Origin of the sequence: Leucobacter salsicius M1-8 (assembly GCF_000350525.1) — a bacterium.
GTDB classification, from domain to species: domain Bacteria; phylum Actinomycetota; class Actinomycetes; order Actinomycetales; family Microbacteriaceae; genus Leucobacter; species Leucobacter salsicius.
In genome coordinates this window covers 51,563-76,711 of the sequence record NZ_AOCN01000025.1, presented here as the reverse complement: position 1 = coordinate 76,711, position 25,149 = coordinate 51,563, and the positions used below count along the sequence as shown (strand labels likewise).

The window sequence follows — 25,149 nt, the reverse complement described above, 5'->3', positions numbered from 1 at the left end:
CGTGATGCTTGTTAGGGCGTAGCTGCGAAGTGCGGAACTGGAATCTGGTGTGCGGAGATGCCCGTTGCGATCTCGTGCGTTTCGGCTTCTAGCCACTGCCTGATCAGCAGAGCGACCCAGCTTCTGAATGGCTGCCACTGTTTTGCGATCTGCTGGTGATCTGCGGCGTTCTCTGTCCTGTAGAGCGCAGCCATAGCCTTTGAGAGTCTTGGCTCGTTAGCCGGAAGCAGATCCGGTGTCCCGGCGCCGCGGATCAGGATGAGCTCAGCGGAGAAGGGCCCGATGCCATAAAGCCGCTGCAGCTCAGCTAGAGCAGCTTCCGGTTCGAGTTGCAGCAGGTGAGCTGAGCTGAGCGCACCATCGAGAGCAGCCCGTGCGACTCCTCTAAGAGTTTCGAACTTGCGCAGGGTGAGTCCAGGCATGGCAGGAAGCGCCAGTACGGTGTCGGGTCCTGGGAAGCTATGGAGCACCTGGCCGCCCGGAAACTCCATCCGCGTTCCAAATCGCCCTGAAAGCCGCTGCTTGATGGAGGCAGCATGGGTGATGCGAATTCGTTGCCCAATTACAGACCAGGCGGCCGCCTCCCAAGGGGTGGGGAATTGCACGGGGCGAAGTCCTTCGAATTGCCGTTGCAAATGGCTGACGACTGGGTCGCACTGCCCGATTGTAGTGATGGGATCGTCTACGACATGCAAATTGAGAATCCGTGTGATGTTTTCTCGTATCTGCGATGTGCCTGCTCCTCCTGGGTTAGAAACAATTTGGGCCTGAATCGAATCATCATGTTCCCGGAGATGAACCCCAACAGGCAGCCAGGTGTCGTCAAGCGAAAAGGCGAGATCGAGGGACGCTGAGACTTGGCTTTGCTGACTCGCTGGAAAATTCATTGCGAACCGGCTGCTGGCCGCCAGGGAGAATCCTGGCGGCCGAGGCAACGTAAGGCTTGGATTGGTCATGCCTGGTCGTGGACGGTCACTGCGTACCCGTCGAGGTCAGCAAAGGTAAACATGAGCCCAAACGGGCCTCGCTCGGGTGAACGCAGAATCTCTACTCCGCTTGAGGCGAGTGAATCGTGGAGTTCCTGTGTTGCGTCGCAGTGTAGCCAGAGGGCGACACCGTTCCCAGGTCGCACCCCTTGATTCAGGTCTGTACCTGGCAATGGTTCCCGTACAGCAAAAGGGATTGGTGAAGTTGCAAAGACCACAGCGCCAGGCCGGTTCATGTCAGTGCGAGTGAGTCCAACCTGCTGCTCGTAAAACTCTGCTGCGCGCGCAACGTCTTTCACCTGGAGCGCAATAAATGAGGGGCCAGTGACAGTCATGTAATTTCCTTTCAAACGGATGTCAGGGTACTGACACTGCCACTCTATGTCAGAATGCTTACATGGCGCAAAATGTCGAACACCTCGAAGCACTGATTGGGTACCGGCTTAAGGAAACCCAATCGGTTCTGCGTTCCCGAATGGATGAAGCACTTCGCCCACTTGGTTTAACGACCCCCCAATATGCATGCCTCGAGCTTCTGGGGCGTTCACCAGGGGCTTCAAATTCTGAGCTCGCCCGCGGAGCTTTCGTCACCAGACAGACGATGAACACGCTCTTGCGTAGCTTGCAGGATCGCAACCTCGTTGAGCGATCGGCCTCTCCTGTCGGAGGGCGTGCGCTCCCTACAGCACTCACCAAGGAGGGGCAGCAGCTTCTGTCGAGCGCCGCGACGTTAATTGAAGCTATAGAAGAGAAAATGGTCGCCGGCCTGAGTGTTCAACAGCGTGAAGACCTTCACGAATTTCTATCACAGTGCATTACGTCGCTTCGTGAATAATCTGGGATTGGGTTTCATCTCAGGCCGGGGTCTAACTGCGCCTGAAAGATAGTAAAGCAGTCAGAGGCTAAGGCAATCTGGCCCCCTAGCTCGGCCTGAATAAAACTCCGACATGGTTACCCGTAACGGCGTTAGTACTGGAAGTACGGATGCAATCAAGGTTTGTTGGGGCTTCAAACCTGATCAATATTTCGACAGGCCCGTGTGCAACTGCTAGGGAACCCTATTTTCGCGGAACCCTGCATTAGACCGAATTCTCGCCAGGGACTGATCTCGTGGGAGATGACAGCGCCGATTACTTACGTAGAGCCAAAGTTTAGGGTGTGACGGGAATCTGCCGAGAAAGACTGCGCGCTTCAGAACGTCAATTCGGCCTACTGCTGGATCCTGTGCTTGCATGTCGGGAGCGAAGTTGTAACGGTCCTCCCAGTAATAGAAATGCCATCGACCGATGCATCAGACCCACGTGCACCAGTTCGAATGATGCTTTCGTGCTGGCCGCCTAGCTAGTGCCCTCGCAAGTCATAGTCATGGAGCAGCACTGATTCCGGTTCCACATATGCAAAGACCATAAAGAGACCCGGCTGCCGCAGGTCATGCTCTTCATTGAACATCCTTGACTCCCCTCTAAGCTCGTCACCGGTTGTTGCTATAACGCGCTGATCCCCGGGCTGTGCTTCATAAAACGAGTCGAGAGCTTCGCGGTTGAGATTGCTGCGAATCAGGAGTGCAGCAGCCTGATGGGTGCCATTCCCTCCCCCGGCAAACCGAGATACTGCCCAAGAGGAGTCTAGGACTTCAGTGTGGTCTGGCGTCTTTAACGTCAGCAGGCGCGCTTCAATCTGTTTGGCGGCGGCATTGTTGGCGTTGTGCACCCACACGTAAGTGCCGACGAACGCCAAGATCGGTACAAGCACGATGGCGGCGACAATGGAAAAAATCCATCGGACAGGGTGCTCGCGGAAGCTGCTTTGGTTCATGCGCTGATCCTATGCACGCCGCTGCGAGGAAGCCTGAGTACCCATTATCAATTGACTGAAGTCAACAACGCCTCATCTAAGCCCGAGGCGTCACACTCGACTCAGGAGAACGTCACCTATTTGCCGCAGGAACTTCAGGGGTCTGATGCACGATTAAGTGGCAGTGAGGCCTGTCCTACCGGCGGCCTGAGGGAATGTATTTTCGCTAAACCCTGCATTGGACAGAGTTCGCACAGGAGGTCGATCGCGACCCAGGTGACACCGCGCATTACTTACGCAGAGCCAAATTTTGGCGTCGAAAGGTGAGTAAATGCGCAACGAAGAAACATTGGTGTGTCGAGAGTACCTCCGAGTCTCTCAGGACCGCTACGGGACGGGCCGCTCGCCGGACGAGCAACACGCGGACAACGTCGAGGCAGTGACGCGCAACGGCTGGTCGATGCACCAGCTCCCTTACCGTGACGACGACCGGAGCGCCTCACGGTACGCGAAAAAGTCGCGCGAAGGTTTTGAACAGCTCATGGCTGATCTCGAACAAGGTAGCTTCGGCGCTGACGTACTTGTGCTCTGGGAAAGTAGCCGAGGGTCCCGTCGCGCTGGTGAGTGGGTAGATCTGCTCGATTTGCTGGCTGACCGTGGAGTTAGGGTGCTTGTTGTCACACACCAAAGGCTTTACGATCCGCGGAATGCGCGTGACCGACGGAGTCTCCTTGAGGATGCGGTGGATTCTGAGTATGAAAGCGCCAAAACAAGCGAGCGTCTGCGCCGTAGCGCGAAATCTCTGGCCGATAAAGGGCAGGTGCATGGGAAGCATCTCTACGGATATAAGCGAATCTATGACTCCGAAACTCGGCGACTCGTACGTATCGAGCCGCACCCTGAACAGGCACCGGTGGTGCGCGAGGTTTTCCGGCGGGCGCTGGCTGGCCAGTCCTACAACGCCATCGCGAAATGGCTGAACGAGAGCGGGATTTCACCCCGCCGGCCACAGCAATTCAAAACACCGCGCACGATCATCGGCTGGAAATCTTCGTCGGTTAAACAGCTACTATCCTCTGAAGCCTATACAGGCGTGCGAATGCACCATGGCCGCGTGGCCTCGACGGAAGCTGCCTGGCCAGCGCTGGTGAGCCGTGATGACTGGGACGCTCTACAGATCATCAACGCGAACCGCGTCTCTTTCGGCAATCCGACAGATAGCCGCGCTAAGCGATTGCTCGTCGGGATTGCGCAGTGTGGCGCATGTTCTGCGTGGATGGGGATCTTTCCGCAGAGTAAAGGATCGAAGAAGCTCGACGCCGAGGGTATGGCCATCCCCCGCGAGCGCTACTGGTCATATATCTGCCAAGGCCTGCCTGGCCTCGCGGGATTTCACGTCGCGATGAAACAAGATCACCTCGACCACGCCATCAGCGAGCTGATCATCGCCCGTCTCAGCCGTCCAGACTTTCTCGTGGTGGTCGGCCAACAGGAAGCCGATACGCAGGCTGAACGTGTGCTGCTTCGCGAAGAAATTGCCGGGCACCAACAATGGTTGGAGGATGTGCGAATAAAGGCTGAAGAGACGAGGGATCTCGCATTACTCTTCGATCAGGAGGCGCGCGTACAGCCGAAGATCAGAGCGGCCCAGGAGCGTCTCGAACGATTGGCTGGTCTCGACTCACAAGTGCATGATATCGCTGGCGCCACTAGCGTTCGTGAGGCGTGGGGCAAGCTCGCGCTTGAAGAACAGCGCCGGATCGTCCGTTCATTAATGCGTATCCGTGTGAAGCGAGTTCCTAACGAAATGAAAGGGCACCGGGGGATCAATTTGGATCGCATCGAGGTCGTGTGGAAGTGATTCAGCGTATCGAAGTTGACATCGAGAAGTTCGACCGGAGTATCGCTTTTCTCACGTCTCGCACCCGCGACAATCGTGCCATGCGGCACCTCCGCGTTGACTATGCTGCCCTCGCAGTGGGCCTACACGACGAAATGCATGCGCTGCCGAAGCTGGAGGCCGCCGCGGGCGGAGAGCTCGTGCTCGGCACGCTTCCGGTAGCGCTAGACCCGGATCACATCGTAGAACCGAACGGACTTCAGTGGGCGCGGAATATGTCCTACGTGCACCGCTATTTTGCCGCCAATGCTCAGTTCCCGCTTGTTAGCCAGCACCGGTATCTCAGCCCAAATCCGGCAGCTTGGCTCCTACACCTCCGCCATGAGCAAGACCTAACCCCGCGTCAGCGGGAAAACATCGATCGCTATATTCCCTGCTGGCGGCTCCCGCCGTCGGAGGTCGAGTGGTGGCGAAATCTGCTGCGGGTACGTCGATTCGTAGAGCGGCACCACCGACTACCGATGGCTACTGAGAACGATGACGGCCGTCCGGTGCTCGGGCCGTGGGTGCGAGCACACGTCCTCGCGGCAAATCTAGGTCGGCACACGCAGGATCAGTGGGAAGCGGCGCAGCATATGCTCTGGTGGGCGGGGCGGCTGTGAGCGGCGTTATCTATAGGGTTCATGGTCGACAACTAATCCCGGCTGACCTGGGAAGCTTCCCGAATTAACGACTTGAAACACTGCCGCGAACTGCTTCTCTAAAGTGTCAATGAGGGAGAATATCTCTATCTCGCGACCTTCAAGTTCGACCGTAAGCTTCAACGGAAGCGGCATGTGCGACTCCGCCCATGCAATCGGGGAGCCTGTGTTGATCCTAAATACGGGCTGCCCCGGCCTTAAAGGTGAGCCGTCAGATAACCACTCTTCCGGAGGCCGTGATTCATGGACCGTGTTGGAGTGACCTTCCTCCAAGCGAAAACTTGAATGGGTCGTTGCTCGTTCACGAACTGAGACGCTGGCTTCCACTTGTCCCTTGTGCTTGTCTGCGATGTCGAGGCGATGCAGCGACACAAGGATACCTTGCTCCACAGGTTCAGCGTGAAATGGCTGAACCGAATATAACCGTCTGAGAATGTCGCTTGGAACTGATGAGAGCGGCCCCTTTGCCTGTTTTTCCCACTGAGTTTTTGAGGTGCAGATTGGGAAGTAAATTCGAGTTTCATCCTGTGGCCGTGGTCGCTTCCCATCGAGGTGTGCCATCTCCCACGCGAGCGCATCAAGTGCAGCTCGGTAATTGTGGATCACATCCGCAAAGAGCAGTGACCACTCATGTGTCGGCATCGACGCAGCTTCGCGTACCAAAAACGTTGCCGAAAGTTTGTCGTCCGAAATCTCAACGTCAAGCCCAGCTCGCGAGCTTGCTGATTGCACATTAACCGAGTGAAATAGCTCGCTGGTCAATTGACGAGCGCGTGCCCATTTCATGTTCGGCCAAAGTGAGTAGTCCTCCCCTGGACGTAAAATTCTGGGTGCGACTGCCTCAATCATCACTTCCCTCACTCGATTCTGTCTTTAATCAGCTAGGTGAATCCTATGTGAATGGCAGTGCCACCGCTTTAACAAGTGAACCCCATTCGCTCCGCCGGATGTGCCGGACGTAGTTTGTAACCATCTGGAATTTGACCGACACAAAGCCAGGAAATAGCTATGTTTAGCATCTCTGCGGTCGGAAGAATCTCATCCGACCAGCAGCGAGAGACAATCTGGGCGGCCTCTCCGGGAAATTCGTACACAGGAAAACGCCGTGACTCCTCGCGCGCGACTACGTAGAGGTCGTCGAAAGTGTGCACCTCGAGCATGACCTTGTCTCGTGTAGCATCGCCGAGAACCTGCGCGACAAACCGGGGGGTCATTGGGTTGTCCGGCTCCTCCCCAGAATCGATATTCACCCACGTCCATGCCCCTACAGACGCAAGCAGACCGCGCGCAGTTGTCACACTCGGGCACGGCTGCCGATTCCCGGGACTATCGGAGCACGACCAATGCCACGGCAGCATGGGCTGCTCCTGTGTCAGAAGTTCCGACGCCGGCAGTAAGTCACCGCGTCGGTCGAGTTCTGGAAGATCTAAAGTCGTGGTCATGACATTTTCAATGCGCGGTCAGCGGTCTTCATTTCGCGCGGCCGCCAATCGGTTCCTCCAGTGATCCCGGCTAGGTAGTCGAACGCAGCATCTCGGTACTCGGCGGGGCACTGCCCAGAGAGGTAGTGAACAGTGGCGCCGGGCGGCAGCGCGCTCTGCTCGACGCAGGCCGCGATAGCTTCTAAAGCCGCCCATTTACCGGAAAGGCCAGTGTCTATGAGGGGCCCCGCCCAGTCGCGGTCTGCTGCTTCGGATATCTCAAAGACCGCGCGCGGCATGATCCCGCCGTACTGGAAGATCGCAGAATGCGATAGCTCGTGAACAGCTAGGGCGAGAAGCTGACGCCTCTGCTCGTAGGCCAGATCCTCGACGTACTCGCGGTCAAGCAAAATTACGTCTGGGCGGTCTGCCGAGACGAACCCGGCGAGACTCTGGAGCGACCCATTCGGTAATTCGTGCCCGGCGGAGAGATCGGTGAGTTCAAGCGTCGCGTGCTCACCGAAAGGCAGCGAAGGCCAGAGCTCACCAAGCCACGCCTCGGGATCCCAATCCGCCTGAGCAGCCTGCGCCACCGGCGCCACCTCTGAACGCTCCGCCGCAGCCGAAGCGGGCGCACCAAGTGTGAGGGCGAGAGCGGTGATGGAGGCGGCAGCCAGAGCAGGGCGCATGAATCGGCGCATCATGGCGTGCCTCCGAGCCTGCACACGGTCGCTTCGTGCTCACGAACAAGCGAGCCAATAGCGCGCTCGGCCTCCCCTAGCGCGTCAATCATCGCCGAGTAGCCCGCGGCCAACGCCGGGTTGTCTGCCGCCGCAGCGGCCGCAGCGCACAGGGTTGCCTCGGCTCCCCGTCGGCCAAACTCCTCGCGCAGATCGGTAACGGTGCGGAGCGCCGCTTCTGCTTGCGCGAGCTGGTTGTCATCAAATCCTGCGGACATCTCTGACTCCTTATTTTTGTACGGAAAATAAAGCGGGGCGAGGTCTCCCCGCCCCGCTGGCTGATTTACTCGGCCCGCGCCGGCTCGGCATCCGCCGGCGCTTCGTCGGTCTCGCTGTCCCGCGTATCGTCGGCGGTCTCTGGCGCAGTTGGCTCCGGCGCGCGCTTCGCGGTCAGGGCCAAGCCGCCGTAGATGGCTGCAGCGCCGAGCCCGGCGGCCACGTAAGCGGGCCACGAAAGACCGGCGAGGGCTGCGCCGCCGACAGTGACCACTGCCATGGCGGCTCCTACGGCGATGGCTAGCGGCGAGCGGAGGCCCTCGACGAGTTCCTCTGGAGTCGCGTGTGCGTGACCACCACGGATGCGTGCGGCGTAAACATAGAGCGCTGCGACCGAGAGCAGCGCTGCCGCGCCAGCGATGATCGGAGGCCACACCCATGCCCACGGGGCGATCGCCACAGCGGCCATCGAGAGAACGAGTGAGGCCCGGGCGGCGACGAACGAAATGGCGGTTTTTGCGATCCCGGCAGGTGTTGCCTGCGCAAGGCCTCTTGCGCGGCGGATAGTAAGTCCGGCGATGGCGAGGATGGCAGCGAGGGCCGAGAGGATGGTTGAGGAAACCATGGCTCCGAAGGTCAGGGTTTTGCTACTGGCTTGCTTCTCCGCGACCTTGTCAGAGGCGGATGCGGTGAGTTCTCCGGTCTTCTCCTTGGTCGCGTCCCACGCTGATTTCGACTTATCTTTGACAGCGTCCCAGGCTTCGGAGGTCGCTGCGCCGCCGTCCTTCTTTTCGGCGGGCTTAACCGCGGGCTCGCGGATCCAGCCGTCATCGGAGAGCGCCCAGCCCGCCGTGAAGGTCGTGGCTTGGGTGACGTCGCCCTTCTTAAGTTTGCTCTGTGCCGAGGTATCTGTCGGTGCGTCGTAAAGCTGATATCCAGCGGAGGGAACCTCGAATGTGCGCTTCGAATCACCCTCCGAAGCAAGCGGGACTAGGTATTCCTGGACTGACCAGAGAACGTCGCCGGAAGCGGGATCAACGACTGGCTGCCACGTAACTTCTCCCGCGAGACCGGCGGTGCCCTGGGCGGTGAGCCCTGGGTCGTTGGAGCTCAGGAATGCGGTCCCCGAAGCGAGCCCGTCAGCTACTGGGCCGGCGCTAAAAGGCCCGCCCGTGCCAGGCATTGCGAAGAGCCCGTCGGATGCGCTGCCGATTTTGTCCCAGACGCCGCCCGGGAGATCGTCTTCCGCTGCGATGGCGAAGTATTCGCCTGCGGCTTGGAGCTGCGCCGCGGTCACTGCGGGGTAAACAGTGACCGCGTGCTCGTCGACAAAACCCACGGTTCCCGGCCGGAATTCGACCTCATATGTGCCGGGCGCGGTCGCGAACTGCGGGTGCGGAATGAGCTGCCCGGTCGTCGCACAAAGCGGCGTCTGCATTTGGCCGAGCGTTGCGCCGTCAAGTGCTTTTACGGTGGCGGATTGCAGCGGCCCGGCGATCTGGCCGCTGGCACAGTCGAGATCGGCGGCGTGTGCGGCTGTCGGCGCGAGCAAGGCGGCACCGACGATAGCGGCGGTGGCGAAGGCCGTGGAGAAGCGGCGGGATGATGCGGTCATGGTGTACCTCCTGTGGGTGAGGGTCGTGTGTCTACTGGGGTGGGTGTGTGCGTCGGCGGGCGAGCACGGTGCTGCGGGGTTCCTGAGGTGCGGGTGGTGGGGTGTGCTGGGTCATGGGGCTCCTATCCGAAGAGGTCATCGAAAGTTGGGCGGTTGCTATGTATTGCGGGCGGCTGCTGCGGCTGAGCGGCCGGGGCGGTATTCCCGGGCGTGTCGAACCTGGCAGGCGCAGCAGCGGGCACCGGGGGCAGCTCGCCGGGTGAAGCGGTGGTAAATACCCCGAGGTCAAGGTCTCCGAAATCCATTTCGCCAAGATCGATTTCTTCCTCCGCGGCTTCGATGATCTGGCCGAACGCGGGGCGGCCAGCAGCGGCCTCGCGGGCGACGAGCTGCTCTGCGGAGCGAAGCGGCGAGCCGTGCGGAACGCCGCGTTCAGTGAGCAGCTCCACGACCTCGCGCATCGGGGCGTACGCGACACGGACGCCAGCTACTCCCCCGCCGTCGCCTGCGATAACACCAAGGCCGCGGCTCTGGCCGTCGTCGAGGGCGCGCAGCGCGTCGTACGCTTCCTGTGCCGAGTCGCCAGGAAAAACCATTCGGATTGCATCGAGCGTGGGCGGTGAACCCGGCTTCGCGAGCTGGGCGGTCGAAGTCAGATTCGAACGCAGCTCACCGCCGAGAATGGAGGCATCGGGGCGCTGAGTCGCGAGATCAAGGAAAACGCCGACGAAGCGGAGTTCGCGCGCAATCTTTCCGATATAGAGCTTGATCAGGGCTTTCTGCCCCGCCAGCACTTCGAGCTCTAGGCGTTCGGGATCGTCCTTCGCCAGAGATTTCGGAATCTCCGGCTCTACGAGCAGCGACCCGACCTCGTCGATCACGACTGTGAGTGGCGTGACGTTCTCTGCTGTTTGGACTTCCAACGGGAGGTCTGACCACTTGACTTCGCCGTGCGCGAGCAACAGCTGCTTACGCCGCTGACCCTCGGCGTAGGCGGCTTTAACTAGGTCTACGGAGTCCTCGAAAGTGCGTGCGAAGCCTGCCGAGAATCGCTCAAAAGCTGCGAAGTCCACGCCGCCCTTCGTTGGATCGATAATGGCGATCCGGTGCCCGCGAACAAGGCGCTGCGCGAGCTCCGCGACGAGCGCCACGGTGTTGTGCGTCGGAACCATGCCCGCACAGAGGTAGACGTGCTCGGCATTTGCCACCTGGATGCAGCGACCCGGACGTGACTCGATCGGTGCGATTCCCTTGACGTAGAGGTACTCGCTGGTTTCGCGCACTTCGCTAGGTAGGCGATCGGCCTTGCGCGTGATCGACACAACTCTCTGGGTGGTTGTGAAATGGATACGAAAACGGTCCCTACAAGTGACGTAGACCCCTGATTTCGAGGTGTACCCCGCGCCTGCGCGGCGCATCGATGCCTTGATGCCGAGGCTGCGAATCAGTTCCAAGGCATCGGCGGCTAGGCGCTCGTCACTAAGTGCCAACTCGCAGCTGCCGTTGACGTCAACGTGGCCGTCGCTGTCCATAAGCCCCTGGAGCAGCGCGAGACGCTGAGTCTTCGAGGCGCGGAGGTAGTTGGCTGGAATGTGCTTGTTTTTGAGCGCCCCAATTGCGCGCAACTGCTCCGTCATCTCGTCGAAGAAATACGTTGAAGCGCGGTTACCGGCGGGATGCTCCCCCCGCCGGATCGCGTACCCGTCGGAGACAATGCGGTCGATAATTTCGATGTCCATCGATGTGACGGCACCGGTGCGCGAGGTGCCATCACCGAGCCATGCGCCAAACGAGTACGGGGTAACCAGAAGATCCGCTTCCGGAAGATCGAGGGGCTCCGTCGTGCGAATCGCAAACCTCGCGCCGCCAGTGGCCTTAAACAACCCGGCGTTAACCATTTCGCGCGTCGTCATTACCCGCTCGTGCTCCGTGACCGGCGCGGGGCGCTGTTGGATTGCGACCTCGTGTTGCTTCCAAAGGACCAGGTCGTCACTCATTGCGAGCAGCGCGTCGCGGGTGTCAAGAAGCATCTCGTTGCTCGGGACCATTCGCACGTGCGCCGGCTGGTGGACTGCGCGGCCATTAGAAAGCGTCATCTCACGGGCTGGCATGCGGTGCTGAACGAAGGCCGCGCGCTGTTTGCGAAGAACTCTTGAGTCCCCGGCGACCCTCTTGACCCGGTTCTCCGTAGCTGCTGCGTCAACCGTCTGCGCGAAAGCCAGAATCTCACCAACCGTTCGATAATCGCCGGGCTCAAAGCGCTCGCCGAGCGCGCGCAGCTCGGCTGTGATGCGCTGCTTGTCAGCGAACGTACGCAGCGCGCGCTGTCGCTTGGGAGTTTGGATTTCGTGGCGGATGTTGGCATCACTGACGAGCCAGCGGTGATCGGCACAAGCGTCGATTGTCTGACCGTCGTCGAGCGTGATCCGGAACAGCTCAGGATTCGGGTTTGTTTCCGACACGAAAACCACCTCGGTAGGCTGTCCGTCGAGACCTAGAACCTCGTCCCCGACGCGGAGATCACCCATCGTCGCCCACCCGCCGGGCACAGGGATTGGGGCATCAAGCGGCAGCAGTTTCCCTGAGCCGGTCGGCCCAACTGTGAGCGCGTGGGGGCCAAGGCCGAGGTCAAACCCAACGCTCTCCCCCGTCTCCCCGCGCCCCACCGGAATCGTCGCCCAAGCATCAGGCGCCAAATCAACGGGGAGCATCTCCGCGAGAGGCACAAGGCCGGGGAGTTGGCGCGGCTCGCCCCAGGTGAGTGTGACGGTGCCGTCCGATGATTCCTCTACGGCCCAGCCGTTGTTTCCGCCGGGCAGCGACAGCGCTACGTCTGCCCAGAAAGCCAGGCGATCGCTGCGTGAAATGCCGCCGAGACCCGGCGGCAGCCTCCTCAGCACGATCTGGTCAATGCGGTCTGCGACAGAGGTGACATCGGCCGCGAGTTCCCAGGCGAAGCGGATCTTCAAGACCTGGGCCAGCCGCTGCCGCACCTGCTGTTCGTCCTGCGAAAGGACGCGCGCAACGGCTCGCGACTCGTATGGCTCCCACTCGACAAGAGCTGTGTCCGCCCCGAGAATGGTTCGCGCATAGGCCTGAACGCGCTCGGCCATAGTGGGCGAGGTGCCTGCAGCGAGAACCATCGAGAGCACATCGCCGTCTCGCTCCTGCCCAATGACGAGCCCCTCGCTGGCGGCCATCTGCGCTCGCCGATCAGCGGTCTCAAGCGACGCTTCTTGGACGATGAGGTCGCGCCCAGAGAGTGCGATCTCGTAGCGGGGCATAATCGATGCAACCGCAGCGTCAACGCCCGCAGGATCCGCCAGACGAGCCAACGCAACTGCCGGTGCCGGGCTCAGGATCCACGAGCCAGCCTTAAATTTCAGCGCCTCGGCAACCTCGGCATCGCTCACGCCGCACGCGACGCGGAGCATGGCCGCAACCTCTGATGCCCGTGCGCGACCACGACCTGCATGTCGGGCCGAGATAAAGAGAGCCACGCTGTAGCAAGCGCCGCCAACGCCAATTGCTGCGGCCGGGAGCCACCACCAGGTATTCGGAATGAGATCGGCGAGCAGGCCGCCGCGGGTCGCCGTGAGAATCGGCAAGAGGGCTACCGAGAACGCGAGGGCTATAGGAACGATGAGCGCCGGGCGTTGCCAGAAGGCGGGGACAGTGATGCGTGTCTGCGTCTGCGGGTCCGCGTAGCGGAGTCGGCGACCAATGAGGATTACAGCGACCACAGCCAGCGCACATACGAGGATGGTCGGCGCGCCAAAATTGCTGGCAATGCTCGGTACGAAGCACCACAGGACCGCCCCGCCGTTGATCTGCAATTCTTGGCGTGACGAACGTGGCCGGTGACCGGGTGCGTTCGCGTACCTAGGGGCGTCGGTCAAAATCGTTACCGCTCCATATGCGAGATGGATCGCTATGCGGATCGGGTAAAAAATCGCACCAAGGATCGCGCGCACGGCGGAACGCTTTACCTGAGCCGCCGCCATATCGCGCATCGAAATTCCCATCGGGCTGTACCCCTTTCTGAGATAGTGAGGTGCCGGTCGGGCGGGGGCTGCGATATGCAACCCCCGCAGGGAGGTTGGTGAATTAGGCGAGGGTCACCGGCTGGTCGACCGGGAAACCCGGCGGGGCTGGTTCCAGAGAGACGACGATAAATCGCACGTGCTCCGGCGCCTCACTAACCAATGCCTGGATGCCGGCGATCAGTTGTGGTGACGGGGTGTCATCGAAGATCAGGGTGGTGGGCGAGGCGCCGATCTCTTTGATCAGCAGGTAATCGCGAACCGCTTTCGTCCCGACGTGTACGCCGCAGAGAACGGTGTCGCCGGCATCGTGGCGAGCGTCGGCGACCCTGTCAGCGAGACGGGTCTTGCCACTCGCCATAGGGCCAGTGATCCAGATGACTCGGGCGGTCATATCTCCCGCGTCGGCAGCTGCGAGGAACTGATCGAGGTCTGAGGTGGTTATCGCGCTCATAATGTTCTCTTTTCGTGTCTAGGGCTTCGCTCTTCTCCGCCCTTACCTATGCACATACGGGTCATTTCGCGGCTTTCCGGGGCGATTTAGGCCACTCAGCAAACTCTCAGCTTCGCGCCGCTCCCCCGCCACCGCGTCGATCAGATCGGGCCGGTAACCGCCCCACGCTTGCGCGACCGCTCCCCCGGCATCCCTTACGATCACCAGCGGCGCCTGAATCGCCGCACCCAGATCGACAGCCTGCGCGCGCAGATCATCGGACAGCTCTTCGGCGGCGGGGAGGATGGCGTAGGCGAGGCCGAGGTCGGCGAGGCGCTTTTCGGTGAGTTTGCATTGCATGCAGCCCGGGCCGGCGGAGTAAACGGTGATCTTGAGAGCCATGGTTGGGTCCTTTTCTGTAGAAATGGGGCCAGGGCGGGCGGACACGACTACGCCCGCCCCGGCGGTCTGGCTACTCCACGACGATGAGTGAAGTAGAGCTAGGTGCGTACGGGATCGTGATCAGGTCGTCGTCACCGATAACCTGCGCAGTAGGCTGCGCCTGGATTCCGCCGCCGACAGCAACGCGGGTGGTGGCAAGGCCGTTCGAATCGGTGATGATCGTCCGAGTCTGGTGGGCTGAGGTCCTCGCTGCCGCCTTCAGCTCGCTGACTTTCATGCTGGATTCAGTTACTCGCTTGTATTGAGTGGTCGCGCGAGCCTGGGTCTCGACCTTCTTGTTTTCGGCCATCTCCGCCGAGTTTTTAGAGAGCCATGCGTCCAAGTTTGCCGGGGTGGGTGCTGCGAGGTATTTCTGGAACGCCGCCTGTGAGGCGTCGCGCGCTGGGCGGTGCTGGCCGTCGTACCAGCGCTGCATATCGGCCTGTGCCGTCCGAGCTTCAGCCTCGGCTTCGTCAAGCGCGGGGCTCGTAAGGAGCTCCGGCCAGGTACCTGTGAGCTCGATCTGCGCGCCGGTGATCGGCGCTCCGGCCTCATCGACAACCTGGATCTGTGCCTCCGTCGTCTGCGCGCCTGTGCCTGCTGCGTTCGCGCCGGTGGCAGGTAGTAAAACGATTGCGCTCAGGGCTACAGCACCGGCAGCTCCTACGGCGGCAAAACGCCGCTTGGACTGGGGTTTTACTTGCGTTGACATATAGACTCCTAAGGTCTCTACTGATGGGTGAGGGTGAGGCCTGGGATCAGGTTGTGGGACCGGTAGATCCCAGGCCTCGGTAGAACCGCGGGGCGGGGCGAAAGGAAACCCAAATCCCAAATTCCCCGCCCGCGGTACTTCTTAGGCGCGCTTAGCGCGGATGCGTCGGAGCAGCGGGCCGCTCGCGAGAGCGGCGCCGGCGGCGGCGAGAATGGCGCTAAAACCGACAATCGGGCCTGTCAGATCGCTACCGGTCTGGACGAGCGGTACACCCGGCTTTGGAGGCTCGACCGGGGCCACGGGCTCCTCGGGCTCTTCGGGCTCCTCAGGCTCGACCAGGGCCACGGGCTCCTCGGGCACGTTCACGATGGTGACGGTCCATTCGTCGTCCTGCTCGCCGGGCATCTCACCGGCGGGCGAGTGGACATCCAGCGACAATTGGTATCCATCGGGGGCTTCAACCTCGACAATTTCGGGGATCGACAGGGTCGGGCGAAGCTCCTCCCGTTCACCTGTTTCCTGGTCTACGAGCGTGCAGCCGCTCAGTGGCGAGATCAGCTGGACGACCGCGCGGCCATCCGCGTCAGTGGTAACGCGCTCGGTAACGTCGGCCGAGGAGAGGCCGCGTTCAAAGACAGCGCGGTACTGGGCCTCCAACGCATCGTCTCGCACTGCTTTCGCGGGACGCAGGGCATCACGGGCGTTATCGCGGACCTCGGTAGCGACTGCGACGGCCGCCTCAGCGTCAGCCACGCCCTGCTCGTATGCTTCGGCCAGCGGGGTGATCTGATCTTCGATGCCGCGCATGACTAGGTGTGCCGCGTCGACGGCCGCCTGAGCCTTGTCGACCACTGCCTGCGCTCCCGCGATCTCGACCGGGTCACCGTTCCACTCAGCCGCAGCGAGGGCCTCTAGCGCTTGTCCAAGAATTTCCTGGGCTTCGGCCGCCGCCACGTTCGCGGCGGTGCGCTGCTCGTAGAGATCGCGAAGATCTGTGGGGACGATCTTTGCGTCCGTGAGAGCCGCCTCTGCCTCCGAGAGTGTGAGGCCGAGGTTCGCGAGCTCCGCTTCGGCCTCGACAAGAGCGACGTTTAGCTCCTCGTAGTGGGCCATGGCCGCTTCAACTTCGGCGCGAGCACCGTTCTCTGACCATCGTGGTGAGTGGGTCATTGCTGCGCTGGCAAGGTCGCCGGTTACGTCAAAAACTGCGCCGGCTAGAGGCTCCCCGGCGGGGTTTGTTTTCTCGATCACAAGATTGATCGAGCCAACCGGACACCCCTTTTGTGGGAGCGACGCAGCCTGTGCTGGTGCTGGCTGCGATACGAGTGGAAGTGTGACAACAGCGCTGGCTGCTACGGCAAGCGTTGCGAGGCCGAGCGCGGTGCGGCGTGCGCGTGATGGGCGGGCGATGGTCGTGGACATGAAAGTCCTCCTCTCGGGATCAGAGCCTGCAAGCCGCTTATCCGTCTGAGGTGTGTGTGAAGATCTTGTGCCTGCCCTGCCGCGCATAATAGGGTTGTTGCCCCGGGGCGCCGCGGCTTGCAGGCTGATGAGGAGCGCCCCGGGGAGCTTTTTAGTACTTCGCTTCGTGCTTCTTTCGAAGAGCGGTCACGCGCTTCTTGAGCTGCGCACGCTTCTCACGGCAGCGTTCGCCAGGCTTCTGCCCAGGAATGTCGATCCCCACGAAAACTGCGGCGGTCGGAATAAGGTCGATGATCTCCGCGTCACTGACGCGGGATTCGCACTCTCCGAGCTGCATGCGGATAGCGCGCTCGGCACGGATCAGCACTCGCTGCGCGAGTGGCACATTGCGAATTTCCTCGGCAGTGTAGATCGGAAAGTTTCGTGCTGCAGACACAATGTGGTGCGCGTCGGGGCCGTGGACGCCGACTACGCGCCCGAGTTCGATGACGTCGTGGTCAGTCGGGGCGATGCCGCTAAAACGTCGGGCTGCCTCATTGTTGGAGAGGGTGATGTTCGTCATGTCGTGTCCTTCCCGGCTTTCGCCTATGTGTATAAGTGTATCGCATTTCGTCGCTTTATGCATCATTTTGTCGGCTTTTATACTCAGTATTCACCGAGCTCCTTGAGCCGCCCCTCCAGCAGGGCATTCACCCACCCCTCAGGTACCAGGCGGCGGTGTGGTGACAGCTCAAACACCGGGATTTCACCGGCTTTGATCCGCCGCTGAACCGTGCGCTCATGCACCCCGAGCGCCTCGGAGGCGGCACTCACAGTCATCCACCCCTCCGGGGTGCGCTCTTCCTGAATCATCTTCTCTGCTTCCTCTCGTATCGTACGTTCGTCGCTTCTGGTCACTTCTCATTCTCCCCGATCGCACCGGTCGTCTCCAGCTCGTCGTCCCCATAGAGGCTTGGGTCGAGGCCGAGCAACGCCGCGGGGATCGTAAAGCCGCTCGCGGGGCGGGTATCGGTGAAGACCTTTCGGGACCCCTTGTGGCGGCCAGGCTTCGCTCCTCGGTAGTCCGGGTGCTCGACCGAGTGCATGATTTCGGCGAGCTGATCCGCCCCCATCCCGAGCTTCAGCGAGTCGCTCTTTGCCGCTGTCCCGATAGTGCCAGCGAGGATGTGAACGAGTTTACCGTCGTCCGAGAGGACGCCAAGGGAGAGGCCCTTCGGATCGAGGGCTTCTTTCACAGGGGATTCGCGCCAGCCGTACCGCTTCCAGAGAGAGCGAGCGTCCTGGCCGGAGACCCCCTCGATACGTGCGGGCATCAAGAGGTGGCCCTTACCCGCTCCGATCATCGCAGATATCTCGTCCAGCAGTCGTGTCGAAATTGATCCTGAAGTCAATGATACGACGTTCTCGCGCACCATCGCATGGTAAATCTCAGTGATTTGCTGCTCTGATGGGAGCAGTGGTGCGAGCTCATCGCCGAGCGGCGTGCCAGCGTGAGCGCCCACCATCTCGCGAAGCAGATCCCAGCCGAGCGTCCAGACCGAGCACACCTGTGCGACACGAAGGTTTTCTATGTCCTCGATCAACCCGGCAGCGGAATCTTGACGGGTGAGCTTGAGTGATGCAAATCGGGTACGGGTCGCAGGGATGCCGTCTGCGTCGAGCTTCGACGCGAGATACTGAACGAGCGCGGCGGTCAGCTTGCGTAGGCCGTCAGTGCGATCAATAATCGGCTGAAGGGCGTGGAGTGGCGAGTCGGATTTCCCGAGTCCGTAGATCTCGCCGCGAGCCATATCCATCGCGATCTGCGCGATGCGTGAGCGAATCGCTTCGCCGTTCTCGCCGGGAGAAATCTCGCCGGTCATGATGGGCGACACGATGCGGGAGTCGGCCTGTTGCACGGAAAAAGTGATGTCCGATTTTGCGCGACCGCCGTCGCCGTACGCTGCCTGCGCGACGATTGTTGCGCCCTCATTTGCTTTGTCGTCGAGCTTGGTGACGTTAGCGACGCGGTAATCATCGATAAATAGGCCCACATGGCCGTGCCATGAGAGCACGGCGTTCACGGCAGGAGCCGAGTTATCTGCGGTCAGACTCAGCGCGTAGCCGGAACTCGCGACTGGGGCGGCGGAGAAGAGTGAGCGCACCGCCCGAAGCACTGATGATTTTCCTGAGCCGCGCTTCGCGGTCAAAATCATGCCGGCCCCCTCTGACTGAGGAATCACGGACGCTAGCGTAGCGCCGATCATAGGGACCATGATTCGGTCCGTCGCGATCGCTCGGAGCGCACGGAGTGCCTCTGCGATGCCCTGCGCCTCCCCCGCTGTGTTGCCGACCTCGGGCAACCCGAGTGCAGCCTGGTAGGCCACGGGAGCGCCGCCACCGGTGCCGGCATTTGCGACGCGGACTGCATCAGTCGTGCCACGCGCATCGAGTGAGCCTCCAGGAAGCGCGTAGACGTGCCGCCCCTCGAGCTTGATCCACCCCGTACGATTCGTCGAAATCAGTTCCTGGCGGTACTCCTGCTGCGCCGAAATTAGCACGTTCGACATGTGCCGGGGTCCGCCCGACACAGCCGGCACACGAAATGGCCCGCCTACGGCCTTAAGCGCCTCCTTGATATCCTCAGCTTTCGACTGAGGAAGGTTCGGCGCAACCCACTTTCGACCGGAGCTATCAACCACGGCGACGGTACACAAACGCACGCGTGAGTTAGTGAGCGCCGACTCGACCGGCTCAAGCTCCCCGTCGGCGTTGGGCGAGCACAGCTGATCGCGGGACTCAATGTAGGGCACGTAGTCGGCGAGCATGACACGGCGCGGCTCCGAGTTCTCTCGGGGTATTAGGCCAAAAACGCCGTGACCCTCAGGGTCATCGAGGTTGATGGATACCGCCATTGGCTCCATTGGGCCGAGCAGCTGCTCAGCGTGACGCTTGTTCTCGCCGAGGGCCTGCGAGAAATTCTGCTCGATAACCTCTCGAACAAACTCAGTCTCCTCTACGAGCGAGAGCCCAGTGCTCGGCGTGAACTCAACAACTTCACCCATCGGTGCACCTGCTCCTTCTTGATCATGATCTATCCGTGTGTGCAGTATCGGTGAGGTGTTCATCGGAATGCCGGACCTCCAAATACGTTGCCTCCAAAGGCTGGGGCGGACGGCTGAAAAATTTGCTGAGGCCGGGGCTTACGTGGCGGATATACCTCTGCGAGCTGCTTTGGGTCGTACGCGCGAAGTGCCGCAAAAATCGCTGGCAGATCGAACACTGTCACGCCGTCAACACCGATGGAGTGACGGCCGAGGATTCGAGCCGCGAGCTTTGCGTCACCGCCGCAGGACACACTGACGAGGAGGTCCCAGCTGTTGTACTGCGCGCCCTGCTTGGGTTCTACGGGAAGCCCCGCAGCGCGCCAACGCTCTTGCTGTGCGGTGCCGTGCATTACGAGCACGGGAGCGTCATGGATTGGCCGGTGCGCGATTTGGGAGACTGGCTCCCCTTGCAAATTCACCCTTAGCACCTGGCGGAATCCACTGTTGTCGAGCATCGTGCTGGGCTTGCCGTCGGTATAGCTGCCGTCGGGGCGACGGAACTTCACCCACTTACCTGTGACTCGAGCGTCCATGACGTGCTGCACGAGGTCTGCGGGCGACGCAGCGAACGCAAATTTAGTGCCGATGCCGTGGTCGATCCCGCCGGGCAGCTCGCGTGGTTCCGTGACCTGGTCGCCGCGAGGACGAAGTCGAGCATCGAGCTCGGCAACTACCTCCGCGGGCAGCGCCCAAGCTGAGTCAACCAGCTCGCCGTAGTCGTAAGTCGGGCCGACGTCGAGGAGCTGTCCGCGCTGCGGGACCTCTGGGTTCTTACGATTCACAGAACCGCACACGCGCCGCCACCCACAGTGCTTTCGCGTTACGGCAACGTCTGCGGAAGGGCCAAAGACATGCATCGCCCAGTAGGCGGCGCGCTCCTCCAGCAGGCCCAGCTCCTGGGAGTCGGGGTGCAGCGCATCGCGGAGCTGCACCACGAGGAGCAACCCGCCACCAGTGAAGGTGGTGGCGGTGGGGGCAAATCCTGAGGACTCCAGCGCGGAGAGAGCCTGCTCATACGAGAGCATCTCGCCGCTATTAGCGTGAACCCCCTCTGCCACGTCCGCGTCAAAAACGATGGAATCCACCGAGGTCACATTCGCGACCTCAACCCCACGTCCGTCGAGCGAGTTCATGGTGCGATAGATGCCCCAGGTGCCCGGATGGTCGTGGGCGTCAATCCACGCAACCTGCGCCTCTACATCGTCAGCAGGGAGCCAAGCGACGTTCCCCCACCCCGCCCCCTTGCCTGATGGCGCGACAAGTGCGACGAACCCCTCGTGACCCTCCTGGTCGATTGCGTCACAGAAGTCGCGGTAGTCCTCGGAGTCAAAGCCGGTCGTCGGATCGACCGGGGCGGGGTAGGTGAACTTGCTCATGCGTCTAGCTTAACAAAGACGACAAGATTAGACTAGTTCCGACAGTACGTATTTTGTCTTTATTTGCCGTGACCTACCGGGCTCTTTTGGCCCGATACTCCGCCACCTCCTGCGCGGAGAGCCTCCCGTGCTCGTCGCGAGCAAGCTGCCCTCTCTGGATCGCGGCGTAGATCGATGGGCGCGAGACGCCCACTACCTCTGCGGCCTCTGCCACCGTCATCGACCCCACGGATTCAGCGTCCGCGCGAGCCTGCTCGTAGCGCTCGATCGAATCAACGAGCACGCGGGGCGGCTCACCCTCCCCTGAGAGCTCACCATCGCGCAGCAGACGCGTGACCTTAGCGCGGGACACCCCTAGGCGCTCGGCCGCGTCTAGCACCGTTACAGACGATCCTGCGGTGCGCTCCCGCTCGGCGACATATGCCCCCAGGGAAGCGGTGTCGATACCGAAAGCCCCCGTAGGTGTGAGCCCGGCCCTGATCTTGCCCTTTTGAAGCAGAAGCGTAATCACCGGTCGGGAGACACCTGCCCGGCGCGCAGCCTCAGACACTGAGACAGCAGCCGGATCCGCACCCGAAGCGACCTGATAACGAGGATGGCGCAGGACGGACTCACGAACGATGCGGCGACGCGTCTGGCGACCGGGGCGCTCGACCTCAATCGCTTCGAGTTGCCCCTGCTCGACAAGGTCCAGGACCGACTGACGCGCCGCGTACCCCAACATTTTTGCGGCTTCAGTAACCGTGATTGTGCCCGGAGGAGGCTCCGTGGTGGCACCGGTCTGAGGCACACCGGCGCGCGAGGGGCGTGTCTGAGCTTCCAGAGAGTGGGCGGAGTCAGTCAGGCGCTGGAGGCGCCACTGTGCGGAGCGCATCGGGATGCCCGTGGCCGCGGCGACTTCCTCCCACGGGAGGCCCGCGTCACGAGCGTCGCGAATCGCAGCGTCGAGCGCGGCCTCGGAGGCAGCAAATGCAGCGGAGGCGGCTTTCTCTGCGTCGCGAGCGGCTGCGAGTGCGGCCGTCGGATCCTGCTCATCAATGCCCATGGCGTCAGCCTAACCTCTCTGTGGCCTCACCGTTTGCGACCACGCCGGGGCTATGCGCGGCGGCTCTTGGTCCCATCTTGGTCCCGCTGGCCCCGCCTGGACTTACTCTGGACCCAAACTTTGGGACCAGGCAAAATCCGCGTAATCATGCGGAAGTTAAGGGGTTAAAAGGCTCAAAAGCACCCTTGGACCCAGATTCTCAAAAGGGGTACCCATATCTATGTAGACAGCGATAGTGAGTGGATAAAAAGGGGTTGCGCGTAAAAAGGGGGTACCCCTTTCTATATTTTGGGTCCAGATAGTAAATATAGAAAGAAAAGGTCTAAATATCGTTGATTTCATGCGGTTTTTGCCTGGTCCCAAAGTTTGGGTCCAGAGCGGGACCAGAGTGGGTCCAGCGGGACCAAGATGGGGCCAAAATGGGGCCAGGACGGCAAAAGCCCGCCCGATCCAGCGATTTCGCTTAATCGGGCGGGCTATCCGGGCCTACTCACTGAGCAGCGCGAGCAACCCAGCGGGACCACCCTGCTCCCGAGACAGGACCAGGAGGTCTGTCAGACTGGCGCCTCCATCATCGACGGCGACTTCGACGCTCTCCCGTGTCACCACTGCGGCCACTACGGAGCCATGCAGGCTCGGGTGGCGCAGGATCTCGCGTAACGCGCTGTTGCCTGGCTTAATGTCTACGCCTTCGGCATCGACGACGTCGAGCGCAGCGTACTCAAGCGCGAGAAGTTGGAGAAGCTCCGGGAGATTGAATTTTTGAATCGGCTGGGCGGTCATCTACTGCCCCTCTCTGGGATCACGCAAGCGTCGGCTTGCGGTGAGCAGCAGCAGTCATTGTCCTCGCCTCCTTCTACACCTAATGGCGGAATCTCCACCCGGGTAGACAATGCGCGGTAATTATTATTTACCCGGTGCACACAAAAAGGCGCTGCGCCGAGCCATCCCAGACCCGGCGCAGCGCCCCTATTCCTCCGCCTTACTCGCTACTCCCCTACTCGCGCCGCCACCAGCTGCTCCGCCTGCTCGCGCAGAACGCGCCGCATTGTCTCTGTTGCGCCATCAATGGCACCGCCCGCGTCGATTCCGAGACTCGCAATTAGCATCGCGACACCGACCTCCCGCGCCGACGACTCAAGGACGACCTCAATCGGCAGCCCCGCGTCGAGCACAGAAGCAAGCGACTCGACGTGCGCCGCGGTCAGCGCGTTTAGGCCCTGCACGTGCGGCGTGATTTTTACCCGGCGCAGCTCGTAAACCGCTTCCTCAACCGCTTCCTCAACCACTGCACCATGCCCCGCCGTGGCCCGCGCCCAGTCATCACCAGACCGGCGATTTACCACCTGACGCAGCGCCTCGGCGAGCAGCATGCTGTGTAGATCAGCCCAAGCCTCTGCCATTTTTTGCCGGCCTTCGTCGGGGTGCATCGTCTGGCGTGCGAATACATCTGCGAATTGCGCTGCGAGCCAGGCGACAACGGGTGGCGGTTCGGCGCTGGGGGTGGCCCAGGTGGTGGCGATGGACGCTGCGGCGGTGCGGATGAGTTCTGTGTATTGGTCTGTCATGAGGTGGAGAATGCGCGGTGGATGCGCATTCATCGATCACCCCGAAACTGATCAACTACTCAAAGAGCTGACCGTCCCGCAACGTCGCAGTTGTTGGAATTTCTCCACGGTCAATAGCGCCGAAATAGAGCTTTGCGCGGTACACGCGCTCCTCCCGCTTGTTCATACCTCGGAAGTCGGCGAAGCAATGTCCCGGCGCTCGCTTCCCGTTGGGTGGGAGCCGTGTCTTTGAGTCATCGACAGCAACCAGGCCGGCACCCACGACTTCTTCAACTGAAACGGCCCAGACGCCGAGCGATGGACGCGAAGCATACTCTGTGTGCCAGTCCCGGGCCTGCTGGGCGGAGACCTCGTTCGAGCGTGAGTACGAAGGCTTCCCCTTATCGATCGAAGCCGGCCCAAAAGCCGCGGTCACAGGCTTGCCGTTATCCATCATAAGACCGGTGATCTGCCGATACATCAGCTCGTCAGCGACATCCATAATCTCTTCACCGTCGGCCAGCTCCACATTAGGAACGCTCACTCGTCACCTCCACGAAGGAAGTCGAGTGCCTGTTTAACGTCGCGCGTCTCTTCATGTTCGCCGTCGTCGTCTCCTCGACCGATGGCGAACAGCTCGAACGCGCCCTCAGCTGTGATCTCCGCGCTCAGAACGCTGTCACGATCAGCCCACTCCACTAGGACACCCCCGTCCTCCGTGGGGACCACACCTGGGTGGTCCCCATACAAGCCGTAGGCTTCACGAAGCAGCGACTGCGCAGCGTCGAGCGCGACCGAGGATATCTGCTCGCCTTCACCGTCAGACCATCCAGGAAGCAGTGAAGCAAATTCAGTGAGCCGCGCACCCCAGCTAGTTTCATCGAATTCAAGCTGCTCGATTGAGTCGACCGGATTGATTCGGTACGGCTTGCCATCTTTGAAGGCGAGCGTTCCAGTTACACGAGTAAGAGGGGCCTCTGAGGGAGAGTCGATGACATCACGAAGATCCTCGATTAACTGATGGTCATGTTTGTACCAACCTTTGACGGCATTGCCATCCGCGAGTTCGAGAGTGAACGTCTGCTTCTCAGCTTCAATAACGATCACACGGCCAACGAGCGAGGCCTCAATCGGTTCAACTTTTGCGATGGCGAGCTGTTCAGCCTCAGACACCAGAAAATCTTCATCAAAAGTCAGGTTCTTGACGGCCTCAGGCCGAGTGACAACGCTGATGCTAACTGGTGGTGCGTCAGGCGCAGCTCGGTAGATCTCGATGGTCTGATTGTCGTTGAGTGTCTTGCCAAGTTCAGCCGCAGCATGTCTGAACTCCAGGCTTTCGGTAGGACCAACATAGTCAGGCAGAGTGACCGCGTTCTCGACGTCGGAGTATGCAGCGGCGATAGAAGACTCCACTGCGTCCTCGGCAGCTGCCCGATATTCCGCGTATACAGCGATTTGCTCGAAGCCCATGGAAATATCGGCACTGCCCGCATCGATGCGCTCGATAGCAAGGCGCACTGAGTCATCAAAGTCAGCTGGAATATCTTCGCCCGGATGATCGTGACGCCATTTCGCACGGGCAGCAATGCGGTGCAGCTCCTGATACCTCTGAAGCTCCACTAGGGAGTCAATAGGGAGATGACCGTGTTCAAAACGCGCACCTGTGAGCCGGAGCCTCTTCACCTCCGGCAACATCTCTTCGCCCATGCGGCCATCCTATGCGAACCGCGG

Annotated in this window: 25 protein-coding genes; 3 read left to right on the top strand and 22 right to left on the bottom strand. The window is 61.1% G+C overall.

Annotated features, from left to right (window positions below; genetic code table 11):
- Positions 1-11 precede the first annotated feature (11 nt).
- Together C795_RS17295 and C795_RS0112365 are read right to left on the bottom strand one after the other, a co-directional pair.
- The gene (locus tag C795_RS17295; RefSeq protein WP_157487127.1) at positions 12-956 is read right to left on the bottom strand and encodes a DNA-3-methyladenine glycosylase family protein; all 945 of its coding nucleotides are present in this window, start codon (positions 954-956) and stop codon (positions 12-14) included.
- A complete protein-coding gene (locus C795_RS0112365; RefSeq protein WP_017794069.1) occupies positions 953-1,321 on the bottom strand; it encodes a VOC family protein in 369 nt (122 codons plus the stop codon). The genes C795_RS17295 and C795_RS0112365 overlap by 4 nt, the downstream gene beginning before the upstream one ends.
- Positions 1,322-1,383: 62 nt before the next feature.
- Here C795_RS0112365 and C795_RS17025 point away from each other — a divergent pair, with 62 nt between their 5' ends.
- Positions 1,384-1,821, top strand: a complete 438-nt coding sequence (locus tag C795_RS17025; protein WP_083879283.1) for a MarR family winged helix-turn-helix transcriptional regulator — start codon at positions 1,384-1,386, stop codon at positions 1,819-1,821.
- Positions 1,822-2,327: 506 nt separating this feature from the next.
- Here the strand turns inward: C795_RS17025 and C795_RS0112360 are convergent.
- A complete protein-coding gene (locus tag C795_RS0112360; RefSeq protein WP_017794068.1) occupies positions 2,328-2,801 on the bottom strand; it encodes a hypothetical protein in 474 nt (157 codons plus the stop codon).
- A gap of 310 nt (positions 2,802-3,111) precedes the next feature.
- Between C795_RS0112360 and C795_RS17020 the strand changes: the two genes are divergently transcribed.
- Positions 3,112-4,641 (top strand): recombinase family protein, encoded by a 1,530-nt coding sequence (locus C795_RS17020; RefSeq protein ID WP_083879281.1) that lies wholly within the window; start codon positions 3,112-3,114, stop codon positions 4,639-4,641.
- An 80-nt stretch (positions 4,642-4,721) separates the two neighbouring features.
- The gene (locus C795_RS0112345) at positions 4,722-5,282 is read left to right on the top strand and encodes a hypothetical protein (protein ID WP_157487126.1); all 561 of its coding nucleotides are present in this window, start codon (positions 4,722-4,724) and stop codon (positions 5,280-5,282) included.
- A gap of 6 nt (positions 5,283-5,288) precedes the next feature.
- Here C795_RS0112345 and C795_RS17290 read toward each other — a convergent pair whose 3' ends face one another.
- From C795_RS17290 to C795_RS0112255, 19 genes are all read right to left on the bottom strand, one after another.
- Complete coding sequence (locus tag C795_RS17290; protein WP_157487125.1) at positions 5,289-6,173, bottom strand: hypothetical protein; 885 nt, start codon at positions 6,171-6,173, stop codon at positions 5,289-5,291.
- A 65-nt stretch (positions 6,174-6,238) separates the two neighbouring features.
- Entirely contained in the window at positions 6,239-6,571 is a 333-nt protein-coding gene (locus C795_RS17445; protein WP_198008475.1) for a hypothetical protein, read from the bottom strand.
- A gap of 188 nt (positions 6,572-6,759) precedes the next feature.
- A complete protein-coding gene (locus C795_RS0112335; protein ID WP_157487124.1) occupies positions 6,760-7,446 on the bottom strand; it encodes a hypothetical protein in 687 nt (228 codons plus the stop codon).
- A complete protein-coding gene (locus tag C795_RS0112330; RefSeq protein WP_017794062.1) occupies positions 7,443-7,700 on the bottom strand; it encodes a hypothetical protein in 258 nt (85 codons plus the stop codon). The genes C795_RS0112335 and C795_RS0112330 overlap by 4 nt, the downstream gene beginning before the upstream one ends.
- A gap of 65 nt (positions 7,701-7,765) precedes the next feature.
- The gene (locus C795_RS0112325; protein ID WP_017794061.1) at positions 7,766-9,313 is read right to left on the bottom strand and encodes a hypothetical protein; all 1,548 of its coding nucleotides are present in this window, start codon (positions 9,311-9,313) and stop codon (positions 7,766-7,768) included.
- Positions 9,314-9,435: 122 nt separating this feature from the next.
- A complete protein-coding gene (locus C795_RS0112320; protein ID WP_157487123.1) occupies positions 9,436-13,338 on the bottom strand; it encodes a Hint domain-containing protein in 3,903 nt (1,300 codons plus the stop codon).
- Between the two features lie 82 nt (positions 13,339-13,420).
- Positions 13,421-13,810 carry a hypothetical protein gene (locus tag C795_RS0112315; protein WP_017794059.1) on the bottom strand — a complete coding sequence of 130 codons (390 nt, stop codon included), beginning with the start codon at positions 13,808-13,810 and terminating at the stop codon, positions 13,421-13,423.
- 42 nt (positions 13,811-13,852) lie between these two features.
- A complete protein-coding gene (locus C795_RS16030) occupies positions 13,853-14,191 on the bottom strand; it encodes a thioredoxin domain-containing protein (RefSeq protein WP_017794058.1) in 339 nt (112 codons plus the stop codon).
- 70 nt (positions 14,192-14,261) lie between these two features.
- Positions 14,262-14,942, bottom strand: coding sequence for a hypothetical protein (locus C795_RS0112305; RefSeq protein ID WP_017794057.1), 681 nt, complete (start codon positions 14,940-14,942; stop codon positions 14,262-14,264).
- A gap of 141 nt (positions 14,943-15,083) precedes the next feature.
- Positions 15,084-16,364: a hypothetical protein gene (locus C795_RS0112300; protein WP_017794056.1), complete on the bottom strand. Its 1,281-nt coding sequence runs from the start codon at positions 16,362-16,364 to the stop codon at positions 15,084-15,086.
- Between the two features lie 151 nt (positions 16,365-16,515).
- Positions 16,516-16,926, bottom strand: a complete 411-nt coding sequence (locus tag C795_RS0112295) for a hypothetical protein (protein ID WP_017794055.1) — start codon at positions 16,924-16,926, stop codon at positions 16,516-16,518.
- Between the two features lie 83 nt (positions 16,927-17,009).
- The gene (locus C795_RS0112290; RefSeq protein ID WP_157487122.1) at positions 17,010-17,216 is read right to left on the bottom strand and encodes a helix-turn-helix domain-containing protein; all 207 of its coding nucleotides are present in this window, start codon (positions 17,214-17,216) and stop codon (positions 17,010-17,012) included.
- A gap of 41 nt (positions 17,217-17,257) precedes the next feature.
- The gene (locus C795_RS0112285; protein WP_017794053.1) at positions 17,258-19,408 is read right to left on the bottom strand and encodes a hypothetical protein; all 2,151 of its coding nucleotides are present in this window, start codon (positions 19,406-19,408) and stop codon (positions 17,258-17,260) included.
- Between the two features lie 59 nt (positions 19,409-19,467).
- Entirely contained in the window at positions 19,468-20,826 is a 1,359-nt protein-coding gene (locus C795_RS0112280) for a hypothetical protein (RefSeq protein WP_017794052.1), read from the bottom strand.
- A 73-nt stretch (positions 20,827-20,899) separates the two neighbouring features.
- Positions 20,900-21,871, bottom strand: a complete 972-nt coding sequence (locus C795_RS0112275; RefSeq protein WP_017794051.1) for a helix-turn-helix domain-containing protein — start codon at positions 21,869-21,871, stop codon at positions 20,900-20,902.
- Positions 21,872-22,357: 486 nt separating this feature from the next.
- Positions 22,358-22,654, bottom strand: coding sequence for a hypothetical protein (locus C795_RS0112270; protein ID WP_017794050.1), 297 nt, complete (start codon positions 22,652-22,654; stop codon positions 22,358-22,360).
- A gap of 206 nt (positions 22,655-22,860) precedes the next feature.
- On the bottom strand, positions 22,861-23,439 hold the full coding sequence (locus C795_RS0112265; protein ID WP_017794049.1) for a hypothetical protein: 579 nt from the start codon (positions 23,437-23,439) through the stop codon (positions 22,861-22,863).
- Positions 23,440-23,494: 55 nt separating this feature from the next.
- The gene (locus C795_RS0112260) at positions 23,495-23,962 is read right to left on the bottom strand and encodes a hypothetical protein (protein ID WP_017794048.1); all 468 of its coding nucleotides are present in this window, start codon (positions 23,960-23,962) and stop codon (positions 23,495-23,497) included.
- Positions 23,959-25,125 (bottom strand): hypothetical protein, encoded by a 1,167-nt coding sequence (locus tag C795_RS0112255; RefSeq protein WP_017794047.1) that lies wholly within the window; start codon positions 25,123-25,125, stop codon positions 23,959-23,961. The genes C795_RS0112260 and C795_RS0112255 overlap by 4 nt, the downstream gene beginning before the upstream one ends.
- Between the last annotated feature and the right edge of the window lie 24 nt (positions 25,126-25,149).

What these genes read in the sequence shown, in the direction of transcription:
- C795_RS17020 (WP_083879281.1), top strand. Translation starts at nt 3,112, where the DNA reads ATGCGCAACGAAGAAACATTGGTGTGTCGAGAGTACCTCCGAGTCTCT.
- C795_RS0112270 (WP_017794050.1), bottom strand. Translation starts at nt 22,654, where the DNA reads ATGACCGCCCAGCCGATTCAAAAATTCAATCTCCCGGAGCTTCTCCAA.
- C795_RS0112285 (WP_017794053.1), bottom strand. Translation starts at nt 19,408, where the DNA reads ATGGGTGAAGTTGTTGAGTTCACGCCGAGCACTGGGCTCTCGCTCGTA.
- C795_RS0112255 (WP_017794047.1), bottom strand. Translation starts at nt 25,125, where the DNA reads ATGGGCGAAGAGATGTTGCCGGAGGTGAAGAGGCTCCGGCTCACAGGT.
- C795_RS0112365 (WP_017794069.1), bottom strand. Translation starts at nt 1,321, where the DNA reads ATGACTGTCACTGGCCCCTCATTTATTGCGCTCCAGGTGAAAGACGTT.
- C795_RS17025 (WP_083879283.1), top strand. Translation starts at nt 1,384, where the DNA reads ATGGCGCAAAATGTCGAACACCTCGAAGCACTGATTGGGTACCGGCTT.
- C795_RS0112345 (WP_157487126.1), top strand. Translation starts at nt 4,722, where the DNA reads ATGCGGCACCTCCGCGTTGACTATGCTGCCCTCGCAGTGGGCCTACAC.
- C795_RS0112305 (WP_017794057.1), bottom strand. Translation starts at nt 14,942, where the DNA reads ATGTCAACGCAAGTAAAACCCCAGTCCAAGCGGCGTTTTGCCGCCGTA.
- C795_RS0112325 (WP_017794061.1), bottom strand. Translation starts at nt 9,313, where the DNA reads ATGACCGCATCATCCCGCCGCTTCTCCACGGCCTTCGCCACCGCCGCT.
- C795_RS0112330 (WP_017794062.1), bottom strand. Translation starts at nt 7,700, where the DNA reads ATGTCCGCAGGATTTGATGACAACCAGCTCGCGCAAGCAGAAGCGGCG.
- C795_RS0112360 (WP_017794068.1), bottom strand. Translation starts at nt 2,801, where the DNA reads ATGAACCAAAGCAGCTTCCGCGAGCACCCTGTCCGATGGATTTTTTCC.
- C795_RS0112320 (WP_157487123.1), bottom strand. Translation starts at nt 13,338, where the DNA reads ATGGGAATTTCGATGCGCGATATGGCGGCGGCTCAGGTAAAGCGTTCC.
- C795_RS0112335 (WP_157487124.1), bottom strand. Translation starts at nt 7,446, where the DNA reads ATGATGCGCCGATTCATGCGCCCTGCTCTGGCTGCCGCCTCCATCACC.
- C795_RS0112280 (WP_017794052.1), bottom strand. Translation starts at nt 20,826, where the DNA reads ATGAGCAAGTTCACCTACCCCGCCCCGGTCGATCCGACGACCGGCTTT.
- C795_RS0112290 (WP_157487122.1), bottom strand. Translation starts at nt 17,216, where the DNA reads ATGATTCAGGAAGAGCGCACCCCGGAGGGGTGGATGACTGTGAGTGCC.
- C795_RS0112275 (WP_017794051.1), bottom strand. Translation starts at nt 21,871, where the DNA reads ATGGGCATTGATGAGCAGGATCCGACGGCCGCACTCGCAGCCGCTCGC.
- C795_RS16030 (WP_017794058.1), bottom strand. Translation starts at nt 14,191, where the DNA reads ATGGCTCTCAAGATCACCGTTTACTCCGCCGGCCCGGGCTGCATGCAA.
- C795_RS0112315 (WP_017794059.1), bottom strand. Translation starts at nt 13,810, where the DNA reads ATGAGCGCGATAACCACCTCAGACCTCGATCAGTTCCTCGCAGCTGCC.
- C795_RS0112300 (WP_017794056.1), bottom strand. Translation starts at nt 16,364, where the DNA reads ATGTCCACGACCATCGCCCGCCCATCACGCGCACGCCGCACCGCGCTC.
- C795_RS0112295 (WP_017794055.1), bottom strand. Translation starts at nt 16,926, where the DNA reads ATGACGAACATCACCCTCTCCAACAATGAGGCAGCCCGACGTTTTAGC.
- C795_RS17295 (WP_157487127.1), bottom strand. Translation starts at nt 956, where the DNA reads ATGACCAATCCAAGCCTTACGTTGCCTCGGCCGCCAGGATTCTCCCTG.
- C795_RS0112265 (WP_017794049.1), bottom strand. Translation starts at nt 23,439, where the DNA reads ATGACAGACCAATACACAGAACTCATCCGCACCGCCGCAGCGTCCATC.